This window comes from Micromonospora sp. NPDC049523 (assembly GCF_040676775.1).
Lineage (GTDB): Bacteria > Actinomycetota > Actinomycetes > Mycobacteriales > Micromonosporaceae > Micromonospora_G.
In genome coordinates this window covers 67,595-90,486 of record NZ_JBFAPP010000001.1, presented here as the reverse complement: position 1 = coordinate 90,486, position 22,892 = coordinate 67,595, and the positions used below count along the sequence as shown (strand labels likewise).

General features: G+C 71.0%; 21 protein-coding genes and 1 pseudogene. 9 read left to right on the top strand and 13 right to left on the bottom strand.

The features are described from left to right. The 3 genes from AB0J90_RS00435 (at position 1) to AB0J90_RS00425 (ending at position 3,613) form a co-directional block, all read left to right on the top strand. A complete protein-coding gene (locus AB0J90_RS00435; RefSeq protein WP_363590702.1) occupies positions 1-1,062 on the top strand; it encodes an ABC transporter permease in 1,062 nt (353 codons plus the stop codon). After that, positions 1,059-2,078, top strand: a complete 1,020-nt coding sequence (locus AB0J90_RS00430; RefSeq protein WP_363590701.1) for an ABC transporter ATP-binding protein — start codon at positions 1,059-1,061, stop codon at positions 2,076-2,078. Before AB0J90_RS00435 ends, AB0J90_RS00430 begins: the two co-directional genes overlap by 4 nt. 107 nt (positions 2,079-2,185) lie before the next feature. Further along, on the top strand, positions 2,186-3,613 hold the full coding sequence (locus tag AB0J90_RS00425; RefSeq protein ID WP_363590700.1) for a GH1 family beta-glucosidase: 1,428 nt from the start codon (positions 2,186-2,188) through the stop codon (positions 3,611-3,613). 22 nt (positions 3,614-3,635) lie between these two features. Here AB0J90_RS00425 and AB0J90_RS00420 read toward each other — a convergent pair whose 3' ends face one another. The 3 genes and pseudogenes from AB0J90_RS00420 to AB0J90_RS00410 all read right to left on the bottom strand — a co-directional run. Beyond that, a complete protein-coding gene (locus tag AB0J90_RS00420; protein WP_363590699.1) occupies positions 3,636-3,791 on the bottom strand; it encodes a hypothetical protein in 156 nt (51 codons plus the stop codon). A gap of 60 nt (positions 3,792-3,851) precedes the next feature. Then, positions 3,852-4,097 (bottom strand): DUF4184 family protein, encoded by a 246-nt coding sequence (locus AB0J90_RS00415; RefSeq protein ID WP_363590698.1) that lies wholly within the window; start codon positions 4,095-4,097, stop codon positions 3,852-3,854. Between the two features lie 20 nt (positions 4,098-4,117). Beyond that, positions 4,118-4,222 (bottom strand): annotated as a pseudogene (locus AB0J90_RS00410) (DUF4184 family protein); the annotation flags it as partial. Between the two features lie 170 nt (positions 4,223-4,392). Here AB0J90_RS00410 and AB0J90_RS00405 point away from each other — a divergent pair. Continuing rightward, positions 4,393-5,625 carry a right-handed parallel beta-helix repeat-containing protein gene (locus tag AB0J90_RS00405; protein ID WP_363590697.1) on the top strand — a complete coding sequence of 411 codons (1,233 nt, stop codon included), beginning with the start codon at positions 4,393-4,395 and terminating at the stop codon, positions 5,623-5,625. Between the two features lie 46 nt (positions 5,626-5,671). Here AB0J90_RS00405 and AB0J90_RS00400 read toward each other — a convergent pair whose 3' ends face one another. Beyond that, positions 5,672-6,034: a YciI family protein gene (locus AB0J90_RS00400; protein WP_363590696.1), complete on the bottom strand. Its 363-nt coding sequence runs from the start codon at positions 6,032-6,034 to the stop codon at positions 5,672-5,674. A gap of 224 nt (positions 6,035-6,258) precedes the next feature. Between AB0J90_RS00400 and AB0J90_RS00395 the strand changes: the two genes are divergently transcribed. After that, the gene (locus AB0J90_RS00395; protein ID WP_363590695.1) at positions 6,259-6,852 is read left to right on the top strand and encodes a TIGR03086 family metal-binding protein; all 594 of its coding nucleotides are present in this window, start codon (positions 6,259-6,261) and stop codon (positions 6,850-6,852) included. Positions 6,853-7,117: 265 nt separating this feature from the next. On the opposite strand, the gene AB0J90_RS00390 is transcribed toward AB0J90_RS00395, so the two are convergent. The 5 genes from AB0J90_RS00390 to AB0J90_RS00370 all read right to left on the bottom strand — a co-directional run bounded on the left by AB0J90_RS00390 (position 7,118) and on the right by AB0J90_RS00370 (position 11,740). Then, positions 7,118-7,606 carry a histidine phosphatase family protein gene (locus tag AB0J90_RS00390; RefSeq protein WP_363590694.1) on the bottom strand — a complete coding sequence of 163 codons (489 nt, stop codon included), beginning with the start codon at positions 7,604-7,606 and terminating at the stop codon, positions 7,118-7,120. 9 nt (positions 7,607-7,615) lie between these two features. Next, positions 7,616-8,974, bottom strand: a complete 1,359-nt coding sequence (locus AB0J90_RS00385; protein ID WP_363590693.1) for an FAD-binding oxidoreductase — start codon at positions 8,972-8,974, stop codon at positions 7,616-7,618. After that, positions 8,971-10,185: a phosphoglycerate dehydrogenase gene (serA, locus tag AB0J90_RS00380; RefSeq protein WP_363590692.1), complete on the bottom strand. Its 1,215-nt coding sequence runs from the start codon at positions 10,183-10,185 to the stop codon at positions 8,971-8,973. The genes AB0J90_RS00385 and serA overlap by 4 nt, the downstream gene beginning before the upstream one ends. 193 nt (positions 10,186-10,378) lie before the next feature. Next, on the bottom strand, positions 10,379-10,822 hold the full coding sequence (locus AB0J90_RS00375) for a GNAT family N-acetyltransferase (protein WP_363590691.1): 444 nt from the start codon (positions 10,820-10,822) through the stop codon (positions 10,379-10,381). A 78-nt stretch (positions 10,823-10,900) separates the two neighbouring features. Further along, positions 10,901-11,740: an NAD(P)H-binding protein gene (locus tag AB0J90_RS00370; protein WP_363590690.1), complete on the bottom strand. Its 840-nt coding sequence runs from the start codon at positions 11,738-11,740 to the stop codon at positions 10,901-10,903. A 155-nt stretch (positions 11,741-11,895) separates the two neighbouring features. On the opposite strand from AB0J90_RS00370, the gene AB0J90_RS00365 reads away from it, so the two are divergent. The 4 genes from AB0J90_RS00365 to AB0J90_RS00350 all read left to right on the top strand — a co-directional run bounded on the left by AB0J90_RS00365 (position 11,896) and on the right by AB0J90_RS00350 (position 17,488). Then, on the top strand, positions 11,896-12,330 hold the full coding sequence (locus AB0J90_RS00365) for a helix-turn-helix domain-containing protein (RefSeq protein WP_363590689.1): 435 nt from the start codon (positions 11,896-11,898) through the stop codon (positions 12,328-12,330). A gap of 137 nt (positions 12,331-12,467) precedes the next feature. Beyond that, the gene (locus AB0J90_RS00360; RefSeq protein ID WP_363590688.1) at positions 12,468-14,315 is read left to right on the top strand and encodes an NAD-binding protein; all 1,848 of its coding nucleotides are present in this window, start codon (positions 12,468-12,470) and stop codon (positions 14,313-14,315) included. A gap of 188 nt (positions 14,316-14,503) precedes the next feature. Further along, complete coding sequence (locus AB0J90_RS00355; RefSeq protein ID WP_363590687.1) at positions 14,504-15,571, top strand: glycosyltransferase family 2 protein; 1,068 nt, start codon at positions 14,504-14,506, stop codon at positions 15,569-15,571. A gap of 3 nt (positions 15,572-15,574) precedes the next feature. Further along, positions 15,575-17,488: a glycosyltransferase gene (locus tag AB0J90_RS00350; protein ID WP_363590686.1), complete on the top strand. Its 1,914-nt coding sequence runs from the start codon at positions 15,575-15,577 to the stop codon at positions 17,486-17,488. A gap of 99 nt (positions 17,489-17,587) precedes the next feature. Here AB0J90_RS00350 and lysA read toward each other — a convergent pair whose 3' ends face one another. The 4 genes from lysA to AB0J90_RS00330 all read right to left on the bottom strand — a co-directional run bounded on the left by lysA (position 17,588) and on the right by AB0J90_RS00330 (position 22,866). Next, positions 17,588-18,955, bottom strand: a complete 1,368-nt coding sequence (gene lysA / locus AB0J90_RS00345) for a diaminopimelate decarboxylase (protein WP_363590685.1) — start codon at positions 18,953-18,955, stop codon at positions 17,588-17,590. Continuing rightward, positions 18,952-19,428, bottom strand: a complete 477-nt coding sequence (locus AB0J90_RS00340; protein ID WP_363590684.1) for an Lrp/AsnC ligand binding domain-containing protein — start codon at positions 19,426-19,428, stop codon at positions 18,952-18,954. Before AB0J90_RS00340 ends, lysA begins: the two co-directional genes overlap by 4 nt. A 395-nt stretch (positions 19,429-19,823) precedes the next feature. Then, on the bottom strand, positions 19,824-22,040 hold the full coding sequence (locus AB0J90_RS00335; RefSeq protein WP_363591373.1) for a bifunctional SulP family inorganic anion transporter/carbonic anhydrase: 2,217 nt from the start codon (positions 22,038-22,040) through the stop codon (positions 19,824-19,826). A gap of 403 nt (positions 22,041-22,443) precedes the next feature. After that, positions 22,444-22,866: a hypothetical protein gene (locus tag AB0J90_RS00330; protein WP_363590683.1), complete on the bottom strand. Its 423-nt coding sequence runs from the start codon at positions 22,864-22,866 to the stop codon at positions 22,444-22,446. Positions 22,867-22,892 lie beyond the last annotated feature (26 nt).

Below are 22,892 nucleotides of genomic sequence, written 5' to 3'. Positions count from 1 at the left end.
ATGGCCATCCCCACCAGCAGCATCGACGCCGTCATCCCCACCGGCGCGGTCACCGACGCCACGCCACCGCCCGCGGCCCGTCGCCGCAAGTTCCGCTTCGTGGCCAATCCCAAGGCCGCGACCGGGCTGGTCATCCTGGGCCTGTTCCTGCTGATCGCGGTGATCGGCCCGTGGATCGCACCGTACGACCCGTCCGGGCGCGGACCCGACCTGGTCGCTCCGCCGTCCGGGGCGCACTGGTTCGGCACCACCCACCTCGGCCAGGACATCTTCAGTCAGGTGCTGGTCGGCACCCGCGGGGTCATCTTCGTGGGCTTCCTGGCCGGCGTGGTCGCGACCGTTCTCTCGGTGGTCATCGGGGTCACCGCCGGATACCTCGGCGGGGCCGCGGACGAGAGCCTGTCCGCCCTGTCGAACGTGTTCCTGGTGATCCCGGCGCTGCCGCTGGTGATCATCGTCGCGTCGACCATCTCCTCCGCCGGTGACCTCGTGGTCGCCCTGGTCATCGGGTTGACCTCGTGGGCGTGGGGAGCGCGGGTGCTGCGCGCCCAGACGCTGTCGTTGCGCAGACGCGACTACGTGGAGGCGGCCCGCGCCAGCGGGGAGAGCACCTGGCGGATCGTCGGCTTCGAGATCCTGCCGAACCTGACCGCGATCATCGCCTCCAACTTCGTCGGCACCGTCATCTTCGCCGTCATGTCCGAGATCACCCTGGCCTTCATCGGCATCTCCACCATCTCCGAGTGGAACTGGGGCACGATCCTGTTCTGGGCGCAGAGCCAGCAGGCCCTGGCCCAGGGAGCCTGGTGGTGGTTCGTCCCGGCCGGGCTGGCGATCGCCGTCCTCGGCACCGCGCTGTCGCTGGTCAACTTCGGCATCGACGAGTTCGTCAGTCCCCGGCTGCGCAGCAGCGGCAAGGCGAAGGTGCGTACGGCCGACGGCCGGGTCGTCCGGATGCGGGTCGGGTTCACCCCGGTGCTCGGGGCACCGCCGAGTCCGCCTCCGGTGCCCCGGGGTGCCGCCGTGCTGAGCAACGCCGAGGGAAAGGCGGCCGGGCGATGAGCCGACCCGTGCTGGAAATCAAGAACCTGAACGTCGACTACGGTCTCGGCGACCAGGCCGTACGCGCGGTCCGGGACGTCAACCTCACCCTGCACCGGGGCGAGGTGCTGGGACTGGCCGGCGAGAGCGGCAGCGGCAAGTCCACCCTGGCGTACGGGGTGACCCGGCTGCTGCCGCCGCCCGGTGTGATCAGCGGCGGCTCGGTGCTCTACCACCCGCCGAGCGGCGAACCGATCGACATCATGACCCTCACCCCGGCGGAACTGCGCAGGTTCCGCTGGGCGGAGACCTCGATCGTGTTCCAGGGGGCGATGAACTCGCTCAACCCGGTGCACAAGGTCTCCACCCAGCTGATGGACGTGATCAAGGCGCACGAGCCGACGATGAGCCCCGCCGCGCGGCTGGCCCGCGCCCGCGAACTGCTCAAACTCGTCGGCATCGCGGCCGACCGGCTGGACAGCTACCCGCACCAGCTCTCCGGCGGCATGCGCCAGCGGGTCATGATCGGCATGGCGCTCGCGCTGGAGCCGCAGATCGTCATCATGGACGAGCCGACCACCGCCCTCGACGTGGTGATGCAGCGGCAGATCCTGGGGCAACTCGTCGAGCTGCGTGAACGGCTCGGCTTCTCGGTGCTGTTCATCACCCACGACCTGTCGCTGCTGGTCGAGTTCTCCGACCGGATCGCGATCATGTACGGGGGACGGATCGTCGAGGAGGCGCCCGCCGCGACGCTCTACCGCGACTCGCTGCACCCGTACAGCGAGGGGTTGTTGAACTCCTTCCCGGCGCTGCGCGGACCGCGACGCGAGCTGAGCGGCATCCCCGGTTCGCCGCCGGACCTGCGCGGCATGCCGACCGGCTGCTCGTTCCACCCGCGCTGCCCGAAGGCGTTCGACCCGTGCGCCACCCAGATCCCGGTGCTGGGTGTGCCGAAGGAGGGTACGTCCGCCGACCGGAACGTGGCCTGCTGGCTGCATCCCACTCGCGAATCCGTCGTGATCAGTCGGGGGTGACCTGGCGGTGCCGACAGTTCCCCGTCGCGCCGCGCGCGGACCACCGGCACCGGTTGCCGCGCACCCGCCAGCCCGACACCAGTACCTCACACCCGATCAGGAGAGCCATGGACACGACCGCCTCGACACTCGATCCTGCCCGCGTGGCCAGCGGTCAACCCGACCCGATCGACAGCCTGCCCGCCAGCTTCCGTTGGGGCGTGGCGACCTCGTCGTACCAGATCGAGGGCGCCGTCGCCGAAGACGGACGTACGCCCTCGATCTGGGACACGTTCTGCCGGGTTCCCGGCGCGGTCCACAAGGGCGAGCATGGCGACATCGCCTGCGACCACTACCACCGGATGCCCTCCGACGTGGGGCTGATGCGCGACCTAGAGGTCGACACCTACCGGTTCTCGGTGGCCTGGCCCCGGGTGCAGCCGGGCGGCCGTGGCCCGGCAAACCCGGCCGGGCTGGCGTTCTACGACCGGTTGGTGGACGAACTGCTGGCCCAGGGGATCGACCCGTGGGTCACCCTCTACCACTGGGACCTGCCGCAGGAACTCGAAGACGCGGGCGGCTGGCCGGCGCGGGACACCGCCTACCGGTTCGCCGACTACTCGATGCTGGTCTTCGACCAGCTCTCCGACCGGGTACGCACGTGGACCACGCTGAACGAGCCGTGGTGCTCGGCGATGCTCGGTTACGCGTACGGGCGACACGCGCCGGGCAAGCGGGACTTCGGGGCCGGCATGCACGCCGTACACCATCTTCTGCTCGGACACGGGCTGGCCACCCAGCGGATGCGGGCGGCGGCGCCCGGCCCGATCGACCTCGGCATCACGCTGAACATGAGCACCTCGGTCGCCGCGACCGAGAGCGAGCCAGACGTGCACGCCGCCCGCCGGGCGGACGGGCTCGGCGTGCGGATCTACCTCGACCCGCTGCGGCACGGCCGCTACCCGCAGGACATCGTCGCCGACCTCGCCGCGCGCGGGATCGAGCTGCCGGTCCAGGAGGGTGACCTGGAGATCATCTCGGCCCCGATCGACGTGCTCGGCGTGAACTACTACTTCAGCACCCAGCACTCCGGGGTGGACGAGCAGGGACGCACCGAGGACGCCGACGGGCTGCCGGTCAGCCGTGAGGTGCCGTTCGGTCGGCCCCGGACCGCGATGGACTGGGAGATCGTTCCCGAGGGCTTCACCGAGCTGCTGGTACGCCTCAGCCGCGACTACCCCGACCTGCCGATGGTGATCACCGAGAACGGTTCCGCCTTCGACGACGAGCCGGACGCCAACGGGTTCGTGCAGGACGACGACCGGATCGGCTACTTCGTGTCGCACCTCGGCGCGGTCGCCCTCGCCCGCCAGCAGGGCGCCGACATCCGCGGCTACTTCGCCTGGTCCCTGATGGACAACTTCGAGTGGGCCTACGGCTACGACAAGCGGTTCGGCATCATCCGGGTCGACTACGACACCCAGGTCCGTACCCCCAAGGCCAGCGCCCTCTGGTATCGCGACACCATCCGCCGCATTCGCAACGCCGGCAACTGAACCATCGGGTACGGCGGCCGCCTCACCCGGTCGCCGTACCCCGTTCGGCCGTACGCACCTGTGCCGCCCCGGCACCCGCCAGCAGTGCGAGCACGGCGATCAGCATCACCCGTACGGCCTGGTCGTGGAACAGCTGGACCGGCTGCATCGGCAGCAGCGCCAGCCCGAGGGTGAACACCAGGGCCGCGGTGGACCAGAACGGAACGGGCCGTGGCGCGACCGACGGCGGTGATCCGTGTCAACGCCGCAGCAGCCGCGATCGGCCGATGTGGACGATCAAGGCCGCGCTCGCGGCGAAGCCGAAGACGTCGGAGGCGGTGGACAGGAACTCCCACCACGGCACGCCCTGCCACACCTGGGCGTGCAGGAACGGGAAGGCGACGCGACCTCGGTCGAGGCTCGGGTGGGTGAACGCGTCCCACCCGATGTGGCTGACCGCGCCGACCAGTGCCGAGGTCGTGCTGACCCACCACGGATGACGCACCAGGCCGAGTACGCCACGTCGGGCGCGATCGCGCCGGTTGTCAGAGCCACCCCGTCGAACCAGCGAGGTCGCCACCGTTTCAAGAGGACAACGGCGACGGGATGGGTGGGCAGCGTCAGCGGCATGATCAGATCGTATGGACGCCCGATCGGTCGATGGTGCAGGTGGGGTGCGGGCGCTGTGAAGATGTGTGGTCCGGACCGCGCGGTCGGCTAGACGACTAAGTTACCACTCGATCACGCAGCGTAACTACTCTCTCCCTTCTGGCCCCTCCGAGTTTGTGCAGGTGAGAGAGATGATTAGGGTTCGAACGCTGCTCCATACCGGAACGATCCTGTTCCTCGCCGCAGGTCTGACAATGTCGGCCACGCCGACGTCGGCCCTGGCGGCCCCGCCCGTACGCTGCGGTGACACCATCACCAGGGACGTGACCCTGCGGGCCGATCTGCGCTGCACCGGCGACGCCCTGGTGATCGGCGCGAACGGCGTCACCGTGGACCTCAACCAGCATGTCGTCAGCGGCCCGCGTACCAGCGGTGTCGGTATCTCCGCGACCCAGCGAAATGGACTGCGTATCCGCAACGGCGCGATCATCGACTTCGCATGGGGGGTCACCCTCGACTCCACCCGCAACACGGTGATCGAGAACGTACGCCTGCTACGCAACGGTTCCGACTCCCCGGGAGACGACGGCGGTGTGCAGGCCGAGTCCGTCTCCGGTCTGCGGATCGCCCAGGGTGCCATAGAAGCGGTTGCGAGCGGTACGCCGGCCGTGGTGGCGACGAACTCCACCGGGATCGCCATTCGCGGCGTCAGGGTGCACGGCGGGATCGACCTGAGCATCAACACCCACGGATCACTGATCGCCGACAACATCTTCCGGGGCGGCCGCGTCACCGCATCGGAGGCGAACCGCACGGTGGTGCGCGACAACCACTTCAGCCAGAGCGGGATTCGGGTCTCCGAGTCCAACGAGGTGACCATCAGCGGCAACGACCTCACCGGCGGCACCATCCAGCTCGGCATCGCGGTCGAAGACGTGACCGTCCAGCGCAACAGCCTGCGGGCATCCGAGTTCGGGCTGGTGATCGACGGGCCCGCGAGCAACACCCGGGTGATCGAGAACGAGTTCACCAACCACTTCTACGGGATGTACGTCCGGGTCGGCCTCCTCGCGGTCATCGACGGACTGGCCGTCGCCCGGAACACCTTCACCGACAACGGCGGAAACGGGCTGTTCTTCGAGGCCCCCGCGATCGGAGCGTCGCCGGCCCGGATCAGCGTCACCGGCAACCGGTTCACCGGCAACGGCTACGCCTCGGGTGAGAACGACGCCGCCGGCCGGCCCAACGACGACGGGCTGCACACGAACGTGCCGGTCGGCAGCGACATCCTGGTCACCGGGAACCGTACCCAGAGCAACGCCGACCACGGCATCGAGGCGCTGCCGCCCGGCAGTGTCCGCGACGGTGGCGGCAACGTCTCCACCGGCGACCTGAACGGATGCGTGGGGGTCGTCTGCCGGTGAACGCTGCCGGTGCCCGACGACCCCCCGTCCTGACGTCGTCGGTCCGTCAGCCACCGGTGGTCGATACGCCTACGAAGCCGCTCGCGACCGGGCGCACCTCGACCCCGCCACCCTGCTGGGTGGCGGGGTTCCGCCGGGCGATCTCCAGGGCGGCGTCCAGGTCGGGGGCCTCGATCACGTAGACGCCGGCGATGACCTCCTTGGTGTCGAGGAAGGGGCCGTCGGTTACGACGTCGCCGCGCACCGAGGTCGCCGTGGTGCTCGGTTGCAGCGCGAACGCCGCGAGCATGGTGCCGCCGAACCTCTCCACGTCCTCGCCGTGCCGCTGATGCGCCTGCTGCTCCTCCGGAGTCAGGTCCGCGGCGTCGGCAGGGGCGTTCGCGAACAGCAGGATCGCGTACTGGGCCATGGGATTCTCCGATCAGATGTTGTCGTCTTCACTCCTGCGACGAACGACCGGCCCGGAATCGACAGCAGCGGCCGACGAGCATCGGCGTACGCGTTGTCATCGCGGCGTACGTGTTGTCATGAACAGGGGTCGGCGTGGTGGTTCACTTGGACGCACCCACCTGTCGTACGGACGTGGTTGTCTGCTTTTCGGTAGAAACCCACCACGACCAGGGAGATTTCGTCATGGCGCCGGAGAACGAGCCGATTGTCCTGCTGTCGCGAGCGCTGGACCAGGTTGGTGAGCTCCTTGGCCGGGTACGCGACGACCAGCAGGATCTGCCGACGCCCTGCCGGTCGTGGACGGTGGCCCAGCTCGGCGACCACGTGGTGCATGACCTGCGCCAGTTCACCCTGACGGCGACGGGTGGCAAGCCCGACTGGTCCGAAGCCGCCCCGGCGCTGACGTCGGACCGGGGCGCGGTCTTCGGCAAGGGCGCCGCCGAACTGCTCGACGCGTGGCGTGGCGCGGGCGACCTGACCGGGACGATCACGCTGCCCGGCATGGGCGAGGTGCCGGCCCGCTTTCCGGTCGACCAGCAGATCGCCGAGTTCGCGATGCACGCCTGGGACCTGGCCAGGGCAACCGGTCAGTCGACCGACCTCGACCCGGAGGTCGGGCAACTCGCGCTGCGCTGGGTCCGGGACACGCTGCGGCCACAGTTCCGGGGCACCGAAGCGGACGGGCGTGCCTTCGGCCCCGAGGTAACGGTCACCGACGACGCTCCGCTGTACGACCGCCTCGCGGCGCTCGCCGGCCGCGATCCGGGCCACGCCTGACCACATCCCGGTTCGTTTCGTCAGTGAAGCCGCAGGCTGTGGCGATCTGCTACCCCTCCAGGGGTAGTGAACCGTCACAGCCGCGTGGCCGTTCCGGTGAAGGAGCGTTGGGAGCCGGTCGAAGGGTGGGTCTAGATGTTCAAAGCCGGCGGGAAGCCGGTCCAGCGTAGGTCTGGCGGCAGGTGGGACATGTCGTTGAAGCGGATCAGGGCCGGTGGGCGGTCCGGGCGGTAGAGGATCGTGGTCAGGGCGCAGTTGCTCTGGTTCAGGCCGAGCCAGCGCTGGTCGGGGCGTCGAGGGCGTGCCGGACGAACCAGCCGATCAGGAAGTTGTGCGTCACGATCAACTCGTGCGTGCCCGGCCCGGCCGGCTCCGGGCCGGCGGGTTCCGACACCGACGGCCGGGCGTACCGCTCGATCGCGGCTGTGGCCAGGCGGGCACCGTCGGCGTACTCGGTGGGGGTGACGCCGTCGAGGAAACGGGTGTAGACCTCGGGCAGGGCATCCGGGTCGGGCACCGGCGGGATGTAGTCGCCGAGCACGTCCTCGACCTGCAACGGTACGCCCGGAAGGAACTCACCGATCAGGTGCGCGGTGTGGACCGCACGGGGGAGTGGGCTGTGGTGGACGGCGGTCAGCGGCACGGTCGCCAACCGCCGTCCCAGCAGCCTGGCCTGCTGCTGCCCGGCCTCGCTGAGCCGACCCTCGTCGATCGCCTCGCCGTGCCGGGCCAGGTGCAGGAACCGGTTCGTCACGAGCTGCCGCTACTTCGAGAGCAGGACGCCGGGGTTCAGCAGACCGGCCGGGTCCAGGGCGGACTTGATCCGGCGCAGGACGTCGATCTCCTCGGCGGAGCGGGACAGCGACAACCACTCGGCCTTCGCCCGACCCACCCCGTGCTCGGAGCTGATGCTGCCGCGCCGGGCCGCGACCTGCCGCAGCACCGCGTCGGTCACCTGCTCTGCCAGTTCGCCCGCGCCCAGCACGTTGACGTGCAGGTTGCCCTCGCCGAGGTGACCGAACAGGATCGTGCGGGCGCCCGGTGCGACCGCTTCGACCGTCTCCGGCAGGACCGCGACCAGCCCGGCCAGCTCGCGCAGCGGTACGCAGATGTCGAGCTTCGTCGGCACGCCCGCCGTGTTGATCGCCTCGGTGTGCGTCTCCCGGTACGCCCACAGCCGCGCCCGACCGGCCGCGTCCGAGGCCACCGTGGCATCCTCGACCGCCGCACACTCTCCGAGCATGTCCAGCAACTCGTCGGTCGGGTCGGTGTGCCCGGCACACTCCAACAGCACGTACGCCGCGTAGTCGGTGTCGAAGGGGGCGGGCAGGCGACCGTAGGACCGGACCAGTTCCATGCCCTCGGGGTAGCAGATCTCGGCCGCGGCGAGCGTCGACAGGCGACTGCGCGCGGCGGCGAGCAGGGTGAGAGCGGCGTCGGTGCCGTCGACCGCGACCAGGGCCACCGCCCGAGCGGGCAGCAGCGGAACCAGGCGCAGGCGTACCCGGGTGATGATCGCCAGGGTGCCCTCGCTGCCGGCGAGCAACTGGGTCAGGTCGTACCCGGTGTTGTCCTTGGCCAGACCGGCGAGCCTGGTGATCACCGTGCCGTCGGCCAGTACCGCCTCCAGACCGGTGAGCTGGTCGCGCATACTGCCGTAGCGCAGCACCCGGATGCCACCGGCATTGGTCGCGACCATCCCGCCGATGGTCGCCGACGAGCGGGCGGCGAGGTCGACGCCGACATCCAGTCCGGCCGGGCGGGCGTGCGCCTGGAGCTTCTCCAGGGTGACGCCGGCACCGACGGTCACCTGGCCCTCGATTGCGTCGACCGGCTCCAGTTCGGTCAGCCGGGTCAGACTGACCAGCACCTCGCCGCCGCCCGGCACGCCCCCGCCGACCAGGCCGGTGTTGCCTCCCTGGACGACCATCGGCACACCCGCTGCCGAGCAGGCTCGCACCACCGCGGCGACCTGCGCGGTGTCCGCCGGGCGGACCACGCAGCGCGCGGTCCCGGTGAACCGGCGGGTCCAGTCCGTCTCGTACGCGTCGCGCAGATCCGGGTCGACCAGCAGGTGCGCCGGGCCGACGATGCCCCGCAACTGCTCCTCGATGTCGCTCACGACAGTTCCCGCAGCCGGATCGTCTGGCTCATCGCCCGCAACTGGAGCACGACGTCCTCGGTGTAACCGGCACCGAGGTCGGTGAGCAGGTAGCCGTACTCGCCACGGGTGCCCAGCAGTTGGCCCTCGATGTTCACCGCGTGCTCGGCCAGGATGCTGTTCACCTGCGCCAGCACGCCCGGCATGTTGTGGTGCGTGTGCGCGATCCGGTGAGTCCCGGTTGCCGCCGGGAGCTGGATCGCGGGCAGGTTCACGCTCAGCGTGGTGTTGCCCTCGCCGACGAACTGGGCCAGCTTGTTGGCCACGAACCCGCCGATGTCCGCCTGCGCCTCCTCGGTCGAGCCGCCGATGTGCGGGGTGAGGATCACGTTCGGCAGGCCGCGCAGCTCGGAGGTGAACTCGTCGCCCCGACCCTTGGGCTCGTGCGGGAACACGTCGATGCCGGCGCCGGCCAGGTGTCCGCTCACCAGGTGGTCGCGCAGGGCGGCGTAGTCGATGACAAAGCCCCGGGACAGGTTCAGGAACAGGCTGCGGGGCCGCATCCGGGCGAACTGTTCCTCGCCGAAGAAGCCGCTGTTGCCCGGTCGGCCGTCCACGTGCAGGGTGACCGTCTCGGCCACCTCCAGCAGCTCGTTCAGGCTGTCGCAGCGCTTGGCGTTGCCGAGGGCGAGCTTGTCGGCGGTGTCGTAGAAGTAGACCTGCATGCCGAGGTTCTCGGCGAGCACCGAGAGCTGGGCGCCGATGTTGCCGTACCCGACGATGCCCAGCGTCCGGCCGCGGACCTCGTGGCTGCCGTTGGCGGCCTTGTCCCAGATCCCGGCGTGCATGCCGGCGTTCTTCTCGGGCAGCCGCCGGGCCAGCATGATGATCTCGGCCAGGGCCAGCTCGACCACGCTGCGGGTGTTGGAGAACGGGGCGTTGAACGCCGCGATGCCGGCCGCGGAGGCGGCGGCCAGGTCGATCTGGTCGGTGCCGATGCAGAACGCGCCGATCCCCACGAGCTGCGGCGCGGCGGCCAGCACCCGGGCGGTGACCTGCGTCTTGGAGCGGATGCCGAGCAGGTGCACGCCCTCGATCCGGGCGATCAGCTCGTCCTCGTCCAGCGCGTTGCGCAGCGACTCGACGAGAAATCCCTCCGACTCCAGCCGGGAGACCGCGTCGGGGTGAATGTTCTCCAGCAGCAGGACGCGTGTCTTGGCCTGGTCGATCATGATCTTTGTTCCGTCCGTTGCGGTCCGTTGCGTTGATCAGGGGCGAGCGCGCCATAGAGCCCGACCAGAGGCCAAGGTTAGTCCAGCGCCGAGTTGCTCCGACGGGTCGTCCGCTCCGTCCCGACCCTTGGATCCCCGCCGTCCCGTTCACGCCCCCGCAACCGGCCGTTTCAGTCCAGGTGGCGGCGGAAGTTCAGTCCAGGTAGCGGCGGAAACCGGCGGCGATCTGCCGGAACCCGGACGACTCGTAGAAGGCGTGCGCCTCGTCCCGGGTCAGCCGCGAGAGCAACTGGACCTTGTAACAGTTCGTCGACCGGGCCCGGTCGACCGCCGCCGCGAGCAACTCCCGGCCGACCCCGAGACGGCGTACGGACGCGCCGACCACCACGTTCTCCACCAGCATGAACGGCCGGCCGCCCCGGGTCAGGTTCGGCAGCACCGTGCAGTCGAGCGTGCCGGCGGGCACCCCGTCCACCTCCGCGAGCAGCACCGTACGCCCGGACTGTGCGGTGATCTCCCGCCAGATCTGCCCGGCCCGATCGGGCGGGAGCGGGGTGTCGCTCGGATGCAGTTCTCCGTACAGCGCCAGCAGTGCCGGCAGATCCGCCTGCACCGCTGTCCGAATGGTGATCGCCATCCGCCCACTCTTTCACCGGACGGGTGGGCGTCGGGCACCCGTCCGGTGCGGGAGCGTGCTTCGGGAAGGGCGGGTGGGTCAGCGGAAAGCGGCGAGGTTGCGGACGGCCCAGTCGGCGAAGGTGCGCGGTGGTCGGGCGAGGATCTGCTCGACGGCGGGGCTGACCTGCTGCTCGGCGGGCGTGGGCGAGCCGAGGATGGCGAGGGTGCCGTCCACGACCGGCTCGGGCATGAACCGCAGCATCTGCGTCCGCGCCTCGTCCCGGCTCTGTTCGACGAAGCGTACGGGCGTGCCGAGCGCGTCACCGATCGTCCGAGCCCGCTCGCGGGACGAGACCAATGCCGGACCGGTCAGCTCGTACGTCCGGCCGGTGTGGCCGCGCTTGCGTAGCACCACGGCCGCGACCTCGGCGATGTCGGCGGGGTCGATGGTCGGCAGGCCCACGTCGCCGAACGGTGCCGCCACCGTCCGCCGTTCCCGGATCCCGTCGGCCCAGGCGAACGCGTTGGAGTCGAAACCGCCCGGTCGCAGGATGGTCCAGTCGAGCCCCGACTGCCGCAGTGCGTCCTCGATCCGCAGCAGCGGCGCATGGGACACCGACCCCGGTCGGGTGCCGGCGGCCTGGGAGGACTGCAGGACCACGCGCCGCACCCCGCCCGTCTTCGCGACGTCGAGGATCTTGTACGCGTCGAGGTGTGCTCCGGCGCCGGAGACGAGGAGGTACAGCGCCTCGGCGCCGTCGAGCACCGGTCGGAGGGTTTCCGGTTCGGCCAGGTCCGCCGCTCGGTGACGTACCCCCGGGGGTATGGCCGATTCGGCCGTGCCCCGCGAGACTGCCGTCACCTGCTCACCGGCCGCGCTCAGCGCCGCTACGAGTGGTCGGCCGACGTTCCCGGTCGCTCCCGCTACCACGATCATGAACAGCTCCCAGTCTTTCTGGACGGGTGCCGACACCACCGGTGTGCGGTGCCGGATCAGCGGCGAAAAGCCAGGTCGTCGCCGTGACCCAGCGAAACTAACAGGCTCGGTATAGTAGGTACCTACAGGAAAGTGACTACCCTGGGGGAATCCGAATGAGTGGCTCCGGCGACGAACAGCCCCGCATCAGCGGCGCCGCCACCCGCCCGGACGCGTCGAGCGCTCCGGAACTGGCCTGCCCGATCGGGCCCGTGGTCGACATCGTCTTCAGTCGCTGGACCACGCCGATCCTCTGGAGCCTCAACGAGCACGGTCGGCAGCGGTTCGTGGAGTTGGAACGCCGGATCACCAGCATCACGCCGAAGGTGCTCACCCAGCGGCTGCGGCAACTGGAACGCGACGGTCTGGTCGTGCGGACGTACCACCCGGAGATCCCGCCCCGGGTGGAGTACGAGATCAGCGACCTCGGGCGCAGCCTGGCCCCGCTGTTCCACACCCTCGCCCAGTGGTCCGACGCGAACCTCGGTCAGGTCGAGCGGGCCCGGACGTCCTACGACGCCACCGATCGGCTGCCCGCCCGCAGATCCTGAATGGCGTACGGGCCGCGCTGAACACCGATCACCCCGCCGATGGCCGGGGCCCGAACTCGGGATGACAACCCGGATCGGCATGATCCTCGGTGGACGGACGGGCCGGATGACGTGCTCGGCCTGCATATCATCGAGCCGTGTCCGGTGATCCGACGCCCGCCGTAGAGCCGTCGTCCGGGACCGGTGCGCCCGTGCGGCCGGCGGAGCCGACCGGAGCCGGGCGGGACGGGCACTTCGTGGTCTGGGGCGACAATCCGCTCGCCCGTCGACTGGTCGCCGAGCTGATGGACACCTACCACGCGCCGGTCACGGTGATCCTCGGCTCCATGTCCGCCGGCCAGGCACCGGACATCGCCGGGCTCCGCCCGGAGAACGGTGACCCGGCGCTGCGCCCGGTCGTCGTCGTCGCGCCCCGGCTCAGCCAGGAGGTGCTCCGGCACGTCGGCGTGGAGCACGCCGCCGCGCTCGCCCTGGTCGGACGGGACGACATCGACAACGTCGACGCGGCGATGATGGCCCGCGAGGTCAGCCCGACCGTCCGGATCGTGGTCCGGATCTTCAACCCGGTGCTCGGTGAGGGCGTAGCCGCGATGCTCGGCGACTGCGACGTACTGTCCGGGTCGGAGATCGCCGCGCCGGCCTTCGTCGCCGCCGCGCTCGGCGACGACACCCCACGGTACGTCCGGCTGCCCGACGAGTTGCTGATGGCGGTCAACCGGGACGGGGTCGCCGACCCGGACGACATCCTCTGCGGGCTGGCGGTCACCGGCGGGCAGGCCGGACCGGTGACGCTGCCGGAGCGGGACGCCGACGCGGACCTTGTCCTCGCCCGGGTCTCCGGTGCCCGACCGCGGCCCGTCAAACGCCGTCGGCGGCGGCCGCTGCGGACCACCCGGCTGCTGCTCGACCGCAAGCTGCGGCTCGCCCTCGGCTCGGTGGCCGGACTGCTGCTCGTCGGCACCCTCACCCTCGCCGTGCTGCGCGACCTGAGTTTCTGGCAGGCCGCCTACCTGACCGCGGTCACCGCCCTGGGCGGGGCCGACGCCGACCTCACCGGCTCGGCCAGCGAGCAGGTGGTGCAGCTCGTGCTCGTACTCGCCGGGGTGGCACTGATCCCGACCGTCACCGTGCTGCTGGTCGGGCTGGTGGTGAACGTCCGGCTGGCGCTGGCGGCCGGCGTACTCACCGAGCCGATCTCCGGTCACGTGGTCGTGGTCGGCCTGGGCAACATCGGCACCCGGGTGGTCGAGGAGTTGCACGCCCTCGGGATCGGTGTGGTCGCCATCGACCGGGCCGCCGACGCCCGGGGCGTGCAGGTCGCGCGGGACCTCGACATCCCGGTCCTGGTCCGGAACGCGAACAGCGCCGAGACGCTGCGCGCGGCTTCGGTGCAGACCTGCCGGGCGCTGGTGGTGCTGTGTGCCGACGACGTGACGAACCTGGAGACCGCGCTGCTGGCGCGCTCCGTACACCGAACGGACCAGGACCGGGGCGGACCGGCCGCGGATCCACGACCGCCACTGCGAGTGGTGCTGCGGCTGTTCGACGAGGAGTTCGCGGGTCGGATTCGGCGGTTGTTCGGGATCAACATCTCGCGGAGCGTCTCCTACCTGGCCGCGCCCGCCTTCGCCGCGGCACTGCTCGGCCGCGAGGTGATCGACACCGTCTCGGTCGGGCGGCGGGTCCTGCTGGTCGCCGAGATACCGGTCGGCGCCGGGTCGGCGCTCGAGGGCGAGTTCTGCCCCGAGGTCAGCCGGCCGCACGAGGTACGGCTGATCGCGGTGCGGACCGGACGGGTCGGGCAGACCCTCTGGTCGCTGCCGGACCGACGACCCCTGGTCCGCACCGACCGCCTGCTGGTGGTCGCGACCAGGGCCGGGCTGGCGGCACTGCTCACCCGGACCGCGGCCTCGGCCAACCCGCCCCCGCTGGTCGAGCCGAAACCACTGCCGCTGCTCGCCCGGCGCCCGAACCGACCATCCTGAGCAGGGGATTCACCGACCGACCATCGAGAGCGGGCATTCCGCTGGAATGTTCCGGATTCGGGCAAGCCAGCGTTCGTAGGCCGGTCAGCCGTCGTTACCTGGTCACCCCGCGTTAACGTGGTGTCCGCTGTCGCGCCTTCCGGTTACCTGAGGCTGGGTCCGCCCCATGCACCCGGAGGTGGACAGCGGTGGCCCTGCTCAGCTTGATCGTCCCGGTGTACCGGGTCGAGGAGTACCTCGCGGAGTGCCTCGACTCCCTGCTCGACCAGTCGTTCACCGACTTCGAGGTGATCGCGGTCGACGACGCCTCACCGGACGGCTCCGCCGAGATCCTCGCCCGCTACGCGGCGATGGACAGCCGGATCAGGGTGGTGACCCTGCCGGGAAACGTCGGACTGGGCGCGGCCCGCAACACCGGTCTGCAGCATGCCACCGGCACCTACGTCTGGTGCGTGGACAGCGACGACTGGTTGCCGCCGGGCACCCTGCAGGCGGTCGCCGACCGGCTCGCGCAGACCACCCCCGACCTGCTCGTCACCGGGTACGCGCGGGTCTACTGGGACGGCCGGGTCGAGGACCACCCGGTGTCCGCCGTGCACGGCGGCCGACCGGTGCCGCAGACCTTCACCTTCGCCGAGGTTCCGGGCCTGCTCAACCACCTCTGGATCGCCTGCAACAAGGTGGTCCGGCGGGAGTTCCTGGCACGGACCGGCATCACCTTCGGCCCCGGCTGGTACGAGGATGTCGCGTTCATCCTGCCGCTGATGCTCGCGTCGGAACGGATCAGCCTGCTCGACCGGGACTGCTACGCGTACCGGCAGCGCCAGCAGGGGGCGATCACCCGTACGGTGAGCGAACGTCACCTCGAGGTGTTCGACCAGTGGGACCGGGTGTTCGCGTACATGGACTCCCGCCCCGGCGACTTCACCACCCTGCGCCCGGTGATCTTCCAGCGGATGATCTGGCACTGCCTCCAGGTCCTCGGACACGCGAGCCGGGTGCCCGGACCGATGCGCCGTACGTTCTTCGCCCGGATCACCGCGCAGTACCGCCGGCACCTGCCGCCGGGCGGCGCCCCGGTGGCAGCCGGCAACGACGGGTTGAAGCAGCGGCTGGTCGCGATCGGTGCGTACCAACTGTTCGAGCTGCTCATGACGGCCTGGCAGGTACGGCAGCGGTTGACCGGACGGCGCCCGCAGGCGGGTTCTCCCGCGCCGCGTAGAGTGGTTCGACGGTCACCGATCAAAACAGGATGAGGCATGCCGAAAGCCACAACTGAGTCGCGGGGCGCCAACGCAGGCGGTACGTGGAGACTGGTCAACGGTCCGCCGCCGGTGCTCAGCGAGCGGTTGGGCCGTCTCGTCGGCCTGCGGACGCTGAGAATCCCCGGCTCCCATGGCGTGCTGGTCCTCGCCGGCACGCTGGACCGGTTGCGTGATCTCCTGGCCGAGTATCCCGAGACGCTGACCCCGACCAGTCGAGCCCGCATCGTCGTCGCCTACTGGCGCTCGCCGCGTAGCGGCTGGTCCGGCCGGATCGGTCCGCTGGACCACCTGGTCCGGCAGCGGGTGGCCCTGCCCCGCCTCGGACGCGGCCCCGCCACCGTCCGGGTACGGCTGCGCAAACCCGTCCCGCTGCGCGACATCGTGCGCGCCTCGGTGGAGGCGTTCGGCCCGGCCCGACCGTTGCCCGCACCGGTGAGCGCGAGCCTGACCAGCCAGGGCGGGCTGCCGGCGTACCTGCCGGGGCAGCTCGGCGCGTCCGTGGTGGCCGATGAGTTGCCGCTGAGCACCGACATCCGGGCACACGACGTGGTGCTGCGCGACCCGAGCGTGGCGCAGCCGGGCGAATCGGCCGAGGACCACCCGTACGCGGTGGCGGTGCCGGCCGGTCGGCACGACGTACAGACCCCCGACGGCGGGACCGTGGTGCTGGTGGACGCCCGCCGGATCAACCCGAGGGGGCGCCGGGCCAGCTCGTACCAGCCCGAGGCGGCCACCGTACGGCTCGACCTGGACCCGCGGGGGCGGGCCCGACGGGCGCGCAGTGAGGCCGACCGGCATCCGCTGGGCGGTGCCGGACTGGACTCGGCGACGCTGGCCACCCTGCGCCTGGTCAAGGCGGTGGACTGCCCACCGCTGACCGACGAGCGGCCGGTCGACACCGCCGCGCTGCTGGTCCAGTTGGCGATGACCGGGGCACTGCTGCGCGTACCGGCGCTGCCGCCGCAGGTCGCCGGGCTGATCCAGCCGGAGCTGCGGGAACTGCTGACCACGCCGCTGCCGGACGAGCCGCTGGCGCTGGAGGCGCGCAGCGTACGGCAGCGCCGGGCCGCGCTGCGCGGTCACGCCGCCGGGTTCGCGCTGCCGAGGGTGACCGCCGACGCCCTGCCCGAACTGCGGCGCCCGCCGTCGGTCAGCGCGATCCTGGCCACCCGCCGGTCGGAGATGCTGGCCGGGGCGGTCAAGGCGATCGTCGACCAGACCTACCCCGAGCTGGAGATCATCCTCTGCCTGCACGGCATCGAGCTGCCGGCCGAGGTGGCGACGATGCTCGCCGAGTCCGGCCGCCCGTACGAAATCGTGCCGGTGACGGCCAGCACCGGGTTCGGTGCCGCGCTCGGCGAGGCGACCCGGCGGGCCCGGGGCAGCCTGGTGACGAAGTTCGACGACGACGACAGCTACGGCATCGAGCACGTCTGGGACCTGGTGCTGGCCCGGCACTACTCCGGGGCCACGCTGGTCGGCAAGGGCACCGAGTTCGTCTTCCTGGAGACCCTCGGCGTCACGGTACGGCGTCCGTCCGGGGTGCCCGAGTCCACCGGCGAGATGGTGGCCGGCGGAACCATGCTGCTGGCCAGGGGCGATCTCGAAGCGGTCGGTGGCTGGCGGCCGGTGCCCCGGTCGGTCGACTACGGGGTGATCGAGCGGCTCCGGCGTGACGGCGCGGTGATCTACCGAACCCACCCGTTCGGCTACGTCTACCACCGCCGCGAGTCCGGCCACACCTGGGACCCGGGGCAGCAATACTTCCTCGACACCGCGTTCGCCCGCTGGCCGGGGATCCCGGTCGAGGCGTTCGCCGACCCGGAACCGGCGCAGGTCGCGGCGGCGTCCGGTGCACCGCAGGGGGAGCCGGCCCCGAGCACCGACACCGTCCACACCGGAGCCTGACCGGGTCGCCACCCGCCGAACCGGCGGTGGCCACACGCTGAGACACGGCAGGGCCGACGGTGGCACCCCTGTCACCGTCGGCCCTGCCGGTGCCCGCGGTCAGTCGCTGGGGGAGGCAGGGTCGAGGTCGCGGGCGAGTACGTCGTCCACCGTCTCGGCCCGTACCAGCAGCCGGGTCCGGCCGTTGTTGACCGCCACCAGCGGCGGCCGGGGCACCAGGTTGTAGTTCGAGGCGAGGCTGAGCTGGTACGCCCCGGAGCAGGGCACCGCGAGCAGGTCGCCGGGGCGCAGGTCGCCCGGCAGGGGCGCGTCGCGTACGAGCACGTCGCCGGGCTCGTCGTGCCGGCCGACGACGGTGGTCCGCTGCTCCTGCGCGCGGCTGAGCCGGCCGAGCAGGACGGCGGTGTACCGGGCGCCGTAGAGCGCCGGGCGCGGGTTGTCGCTCAGCCCGCCGTCGACCGCGACGAGTTGGTGCCCGTCCGGGTCACGGCGTACGGCGAGCACCCGGTAGAGCGCCACGCCGGCCCGCGCCACGATGGCCCGACCGGGCGCCACCGCCAGCCTCGGCACCGGCAGGTCGTGTTCGTCGCAGGCGACCCGGAGCACCTTACGGGCGCGGGAGGCGAACGCGTCGAGGGCGAACTGCCCGTCGGCGTCGGTGCCGGGTACGGCGTGCCCACCCCCGATGTTGATCTCGCTGAGCTGGGTGCCGTGCCGTTGGGCCAGGGTCGCCATGGTGGCCACCAGGTGGTGGATCGCCCGCTCGTAGCCGCCGAAGCGGGAGGTCTGCGAGCCGAGGAAGAAGTCGAGTCCGACCAGTTCCAGCATCGGCTGGTCGGTGATCCGGCGGACCATCTCGTCCAGGCTGGTGCCGGCCGCCGGCACCCCGAACCGGTCCGCGACCGGCGCCGCGGGCAGCATCGACATCGTCTCCACTCGGCCGGTGTCCCAGTCGGGCAGCACCCGCAGCAGCACCCGCTGCCGGCGTCGCAGCAGCGCGGCCAGGCGCGGTATCTCGGAGCTTGACTCGATCACGATCGTGCCGACGCCGTAGTCCAGCGCGGCGGCCAGGTCGGTCGGGCTCTTGGCGTCACCCTGGAGCACAATCCGGTCGGCCGGGAAACCGACGGCGGCGGCGGTGGCGAGCTGCCCGGCCGAGTGCACGCCCAGCGACAGCCCCTCGTCGGCGATCCACCGCAGTACGCCCCGGCAGGTCAGCGCCTTTGCCGCGTACACGACGTTGGCGGGGCCGAACGCGTTCGCGTACTCCCGGCAGCGTCGGCGTACGTCCGCCTCGTCCAGGACGTACGCCGGGGTACCGAACTGTTCGGCGAGTTCTCCGAGATGCACCTCGCCGACCGAGATCTCGCCGTGCTCGTCGCGGTGGGCCATCGAGGGCCACACGTCGCCGTGCAGGTGGGCGGGGAGTGACGTACGCAGCGAGGGGATGAGTTCGGCCAGGGTCATGACGGTTCGCCTTCGGGCTCGGCGGTGGCCTGCTCGGGGATGTCGAGCGGGCGCAGTAGCAGGTGGGTGACGGTTTCCGAGGCGCCGCCGCGCAGCCGCAGGTCGGCGACGGCGGTGTTCAACTCGGGCAGCCCGGCGCAGGACAGCCGCACCATCAGGTCGATGTCGGCGGCGACCCACCACGCGGCGACCACCCGGGGGTCGGTGCGCAGGTGTCGGGCGAACCGGCCGCCGTCGGTGCTGGCGGCCAGCCGTACGCAGACCAGCGCCTCGATCCGGGCCGGCGTCCGGGCGAGCAGGTCTGCCGGTCGTGGCCGTGCGGTGCCGCCGCCATCGGTGCTGGCGGCCAGCCGTACGCAGACCAGCGCCTCGATCCGGGCCGGCGTCCGGGCGAGCAGGTCCGCCGGTCGTGGCCGTGCGGTGCCGCCGCCATCGGTGCTGGCGGTACGGCGGGGCAGGGTCGGGCTGTGCATGTGCCGATCGTGGCGCTCCGGCGCGCCCGGATCACGGATCTTCACGCGTTCACCACGGCCGAACCGGTGATCCCGACGTTTCCTTGACGCGGGTGTGGTTGCGGCGTCAGCACCGGGGCCGGCGGCGTAGTGATCACGTCAAGACCGGTGCCGGTTGCCGTACCGCGGTGCTTGTGTTGATCACAGGTGCCCTGCGGGCGGTTCGCCCGTGCGGCGTACCCGGTGAGTGTCCTCCGCCAATCCCCCCGGCGGTCGGCTCGTCGGGTACGCCGCCCCGGGCGCCGTGGTTTGTCCAGCGAAACGGTTCAGAGAGGTCGGACGGTTCAGAGAGGTCGGACGGTTCAGAGAGGTCGGACGGTTCAGAGAGGTCGGACGGTTCAGAGAGGTCGGACGGTTCAGAGAGGCAGTGGACGCCGGGCACCGTTGCCGGCGTCCACCAGGTACATCCGTGCCTCGTGCAGGTCGAAGTAGAGACCGACCAGGGTGAGCTGGTCGGCGTCGAGCCGCCGCCGGACACTCGGATAGGTCTGGAGGTTGGCGATTTGCTGGGCGACGTTGGCCAGGGCCTGGCGTTCCAGCGCGGCCGGATCATGCGGCGGGCCGGCCGCGTCCCGGGGCGGTGGCACCGCCGACCCGCGCCGGTCGTCGCGTCGCCCGCCGAGGCGTACGTGGCTGAGCCAGGAGCCGAGGTGCGACTCCCGGGCCACTCCGCCCTGGAGGACCGCGCGCATGGCCCCGCAGTCGGAGTGCCCGCAGACGGTGATGGTGGAGACCTGCAGGACGTCGGTCGCGTACTCGATCGCGGCGCCGACGCTGTGGTCGCCGGGGGTGCCGTGCCGGGGCACGATGTTGCCGATGTTGCGCAGGCAGAACAGGTCGCCCGGCCCGCTCGAGGTGACCAGGTTGGGCACCAGCCGGGAGTCGGCGCAGGTGATGAAGAGTTCGTCCGGGCGCTGCCCGTCGCGGGCAAGTTCCGTGAGGTAGGGCCGGACCAGCGGGGCGACCCGGCGCTGGAACTCCCGTACGCCCACCAGCATGTTGCCGCCGATCTCGCCGCTCGGCGGGGTTTCGGACGCCCCGCTCGGTTGCCCGTTCTCGCGCCGGGCCGGTGCTGGTGCGCCGCCCTGCCAGTGTGACCAGGGGGCGAGCCAGCGTGGCAGTCGTTCCGGCAGGCTCTTGCGGTTGCCGAGCCGGTCCCGTACGGCACGGTCGAACCAGCCGTCCAGCGCCTCCTCCACCCGTACCTGACCGCCGTTGCGTTCGTAGCCGGCCCGCCACTGCTGGATCACCCCGAAGGCGGCGTGGTCGAGGAAGTCGAGGCGCAGTTCCAGGTGGACCCGCGCGCCGGGCGGGAGTCGGCGCAGTTCCTGGTTGAGCCGTCCGGCGCCGAGGAAGAGCAGGGTGCCGGTGATCTGCACGAGCCAGTCGTCGGCGCCACGCCGGTCGACGTCGATGCGCCAGTGGGTGAGCCGGTACAGCGCCGAGACCAGCGCCACCGCCATCCCGAGCAGTACGCCGGTGACCAGGTCGAGGAAGACGACCCCGGCCACGGTGACCGCGTACGCGGGGAACTCCCGGTGCCGCATCAGGTCGCGTACGTGGGCCACGCTGATCAGCCGCAGCCCGACGATCACCAGCACTCCGGCCAGCGCGGACATCGGGATCAGCTCCAACACGCTGGCCAGGAGCAACGCGAAGACGGCGATCCACAGTCCGTGCATGATCGCCGAAGCGCGAGTACGGGCACCCGCCTCCACGTTCGCCGAGCTGCGGACGATCACGCCGGTGACCGGCAACCCGCCCAGTGCGCCGGAGGCGGAGTTCGCCACACCCTGGGCGATCAGCTCGCGGTCGAGCCTGGCCCGTGGGCCGTCGTGCAGCCGGTCCACCGCGACCGCGGAGAGCAGGGATTCGACGCTGGCGACCACGGCGAGCAGGAACACCCCGGAGAGCACGTCGGCCAGGGGAGCGTCCGGCCACCGGGGCAGCGTCAGGTAGCTGAGTGGATCGTCGGGTAGGGCGACCCGGGTGAGATCGAGCCCCAGGCCGGTTGCCATCGCGGTGGCCACGGCGATGGCGACCAGCGGCGCGGGCAGATACGACACCCGTACCAGCCGGGGCCAGACGAGCAGTACGGCGACCGTGACCACACCGACCAGGACCGCGGCGTCGTGGTATCCGACGAGTTGGGCCGGTAGTTCGCGGAGGTTCTCCCAGACCGAGCGCTGCGGTGCGCCGCCGAGCACGACGTGCAGCTGGCTGAGGGCGATCACGATGCCGATGCCGGCGAGCATGCCGTGCACCACCGCGGGGGAGAGCATCAGCGCGGCTCGGCCGAACCGGCTGAGTCCGAGGACGATCTGGACCAAACCGGCGAGGGTGACCATGGCGGCGGTGGCCATCCAGCCGTGGCGGAGCACCAGGTCTGCCACGATCACCGAGAGCCCGGCGGCCGGGCCGCTGACCAGCAGTGGTGCGCCGCCGATGGCGCCGACCACGATTCCGCCGACCACCGCGGCGATGATGCCGGCGAGCAGTGGTGCGCCGGAGGCCGCCGCGATGCCCAGGGAGAGCGGGACCGCGACGAGGAAGACCACGAACGACGCGGGCAGGTCGTGGCGGAGGAGCGTACGCCGGAACCGGGTTGCTCGGCTCGTTGGCGATGGATCCGGGACGGGCTGGGAGGCTGCTGCGCTAGGAGATTGCCCCGTATCCACCATTTTATCCTCCGGGTCGTGACAAGGCTCGGACAGGATGATGACAAAAATAAGAACTAATGCCATGTAAGGGTGTGCATGCCGCTCATCGGGCACACTACCTTCTGGAGTTGATCGATAACACCCTGCTATTTCTGGCGGTCAAATAGAGATCAAATCCCGTTGACCTGGGCGCGGGTGTCGAAGATCGATCATCCATTGTGGACCCCGGAGCCGGCTGTGAGGAGTTCGCGGCGAGGTGTCGTCCCGCCCATCGCTCAGGATGTCGACCGGTCACAGTGGATCCGGGGCGCCGGACTCAGATCTCGAAGGTCGAGGACGGGTGCTCCTCGCCGCGTACGGATCGGCCGGTCCGGACGTAGGTGCGGATCGCGGTCAGGGTGGCGTCCGGGGCCAGGATGGCCGCGCGCCAGCGGCGTACGAGTGCGCTCATCTCCCGGTGGGTCACCCTAAGCTCGCTGATCTCCCGCTCGGCCTGCAGTGCCCGACCACGGGCCTGCGCGGTCTCCAGTTCGAGTTCCGTCACCCGGCCGCGCAGCGGTCGCACGATCGTGAGTGCGGTGTCGGTCAGCAGTGCTGCGGTGTCCGCCCTGAACCTGCGTCGGCGCATCGTGACCGTGGCCACCGCGACCACGCCGCCGATGCCGCCCAGCAGGCCGATGACGGAGAGCAGGATCTGGATCCAGGCCGATCCGACGGGAGGTGGAGTGGTTTCGGTCATGGCGATTCCGGCGCGGTGGGCGGACC

Coding starts and splice junctions, on each gene's coding strand:
- AB0J90_RS00435 (WP_363590702.1), top strand. CDS start 1: ATGGCCATCCCCACCAGCAGCATCGACGCCGTCATCCCCACCGGCGCG.
- AB0J90_RS00430 (WP_363590701.1), top strand. CDS start 1,059: ATGAGCCGACCCGTGCTGGAAATCAAGAACCTGAACGTCGACTACGGT.
- AB0J90_RS00425 (WP_363590700.1), top strand. CDS start 2,186: ATGGACACGACCGCCTCGACACTCGATCCTGCCCGCGTGGCCAGCGGT.
- AB0J90_RS00405 (WP_363590697.1), top strand. CDS start 4,393: ATGATTAGGGTTCGAACGCTGCTCCATACCGGAACGATCCTGTTCCTC.
- AB0J90_RS00400 (WP_363590696.1), bottom strand. CDS start 6,034: ATGGCCCAGTACGCGATCCTGCTGTTCGCGAACGCCCCTGCCGACGCC.
- AB0J90_RS00395 (WP_363590695.1), top strand. CDS start 6,259: ATGGCGCCGGAGAACGAGCCGATTGTCCTGCTGTCGCGAGCGCTGGAC.
- serA (WP_363590692.1), bottom strand. CDS start 10,185: ATGATCGACCAGGCCAAGACACGCGTCCTGCTGCTGGAGAACATTCAC.
- AB0J90_RS00375 (WP_363590691.1), bottom strand. CDS start 10,822: ATGGCGATCACCATTCGGACAGCGGTGCAGGCGGATCTGCCGGCACTG.
- AB0J90_RS00370 (WP_363590690.1), bottom strand. CDS start 11,740: ATGATCGTGGTAGCGGGAGCGACCGGGAACGTCGGCCGACCACTCGTA.
- AB0J90_RS00365 (WP_363590689.1), top strand. CDS start 11,896: ATGAGTGGCTCCGGCGACGAACAGCCCCGCATCAGCGGCGCCGCCACC.
- AB0J90_RS00350 (WP_363590686.1), top strand. CDS start 15,575: ATGCCGAAAGCCACAACTGAGTCGCGGGGCGCCAACGCAGGCGGTACG.
- lysA (WP_363590685.1), bottom strand. CDS start 18,955: ATGACCCTGGCCGAACTCATCCCCTCGCTGCGTACGTCACTCCCCGCC.
- AB0J90_RS00340 (WP_363590684.1), bottom strand. CDS start 19,428: ATGCACAGCCCGACCCTGCCCCGCCGTACCGCCAGCACCGATGGCGGC.
- AB0J90_RS00330 (WP_363590683.1), bottom strand. CDS start 22,866: ATGACCGAAACCACTCCACCTCCCGTCGGATCGGCCTGGATCCAGATC.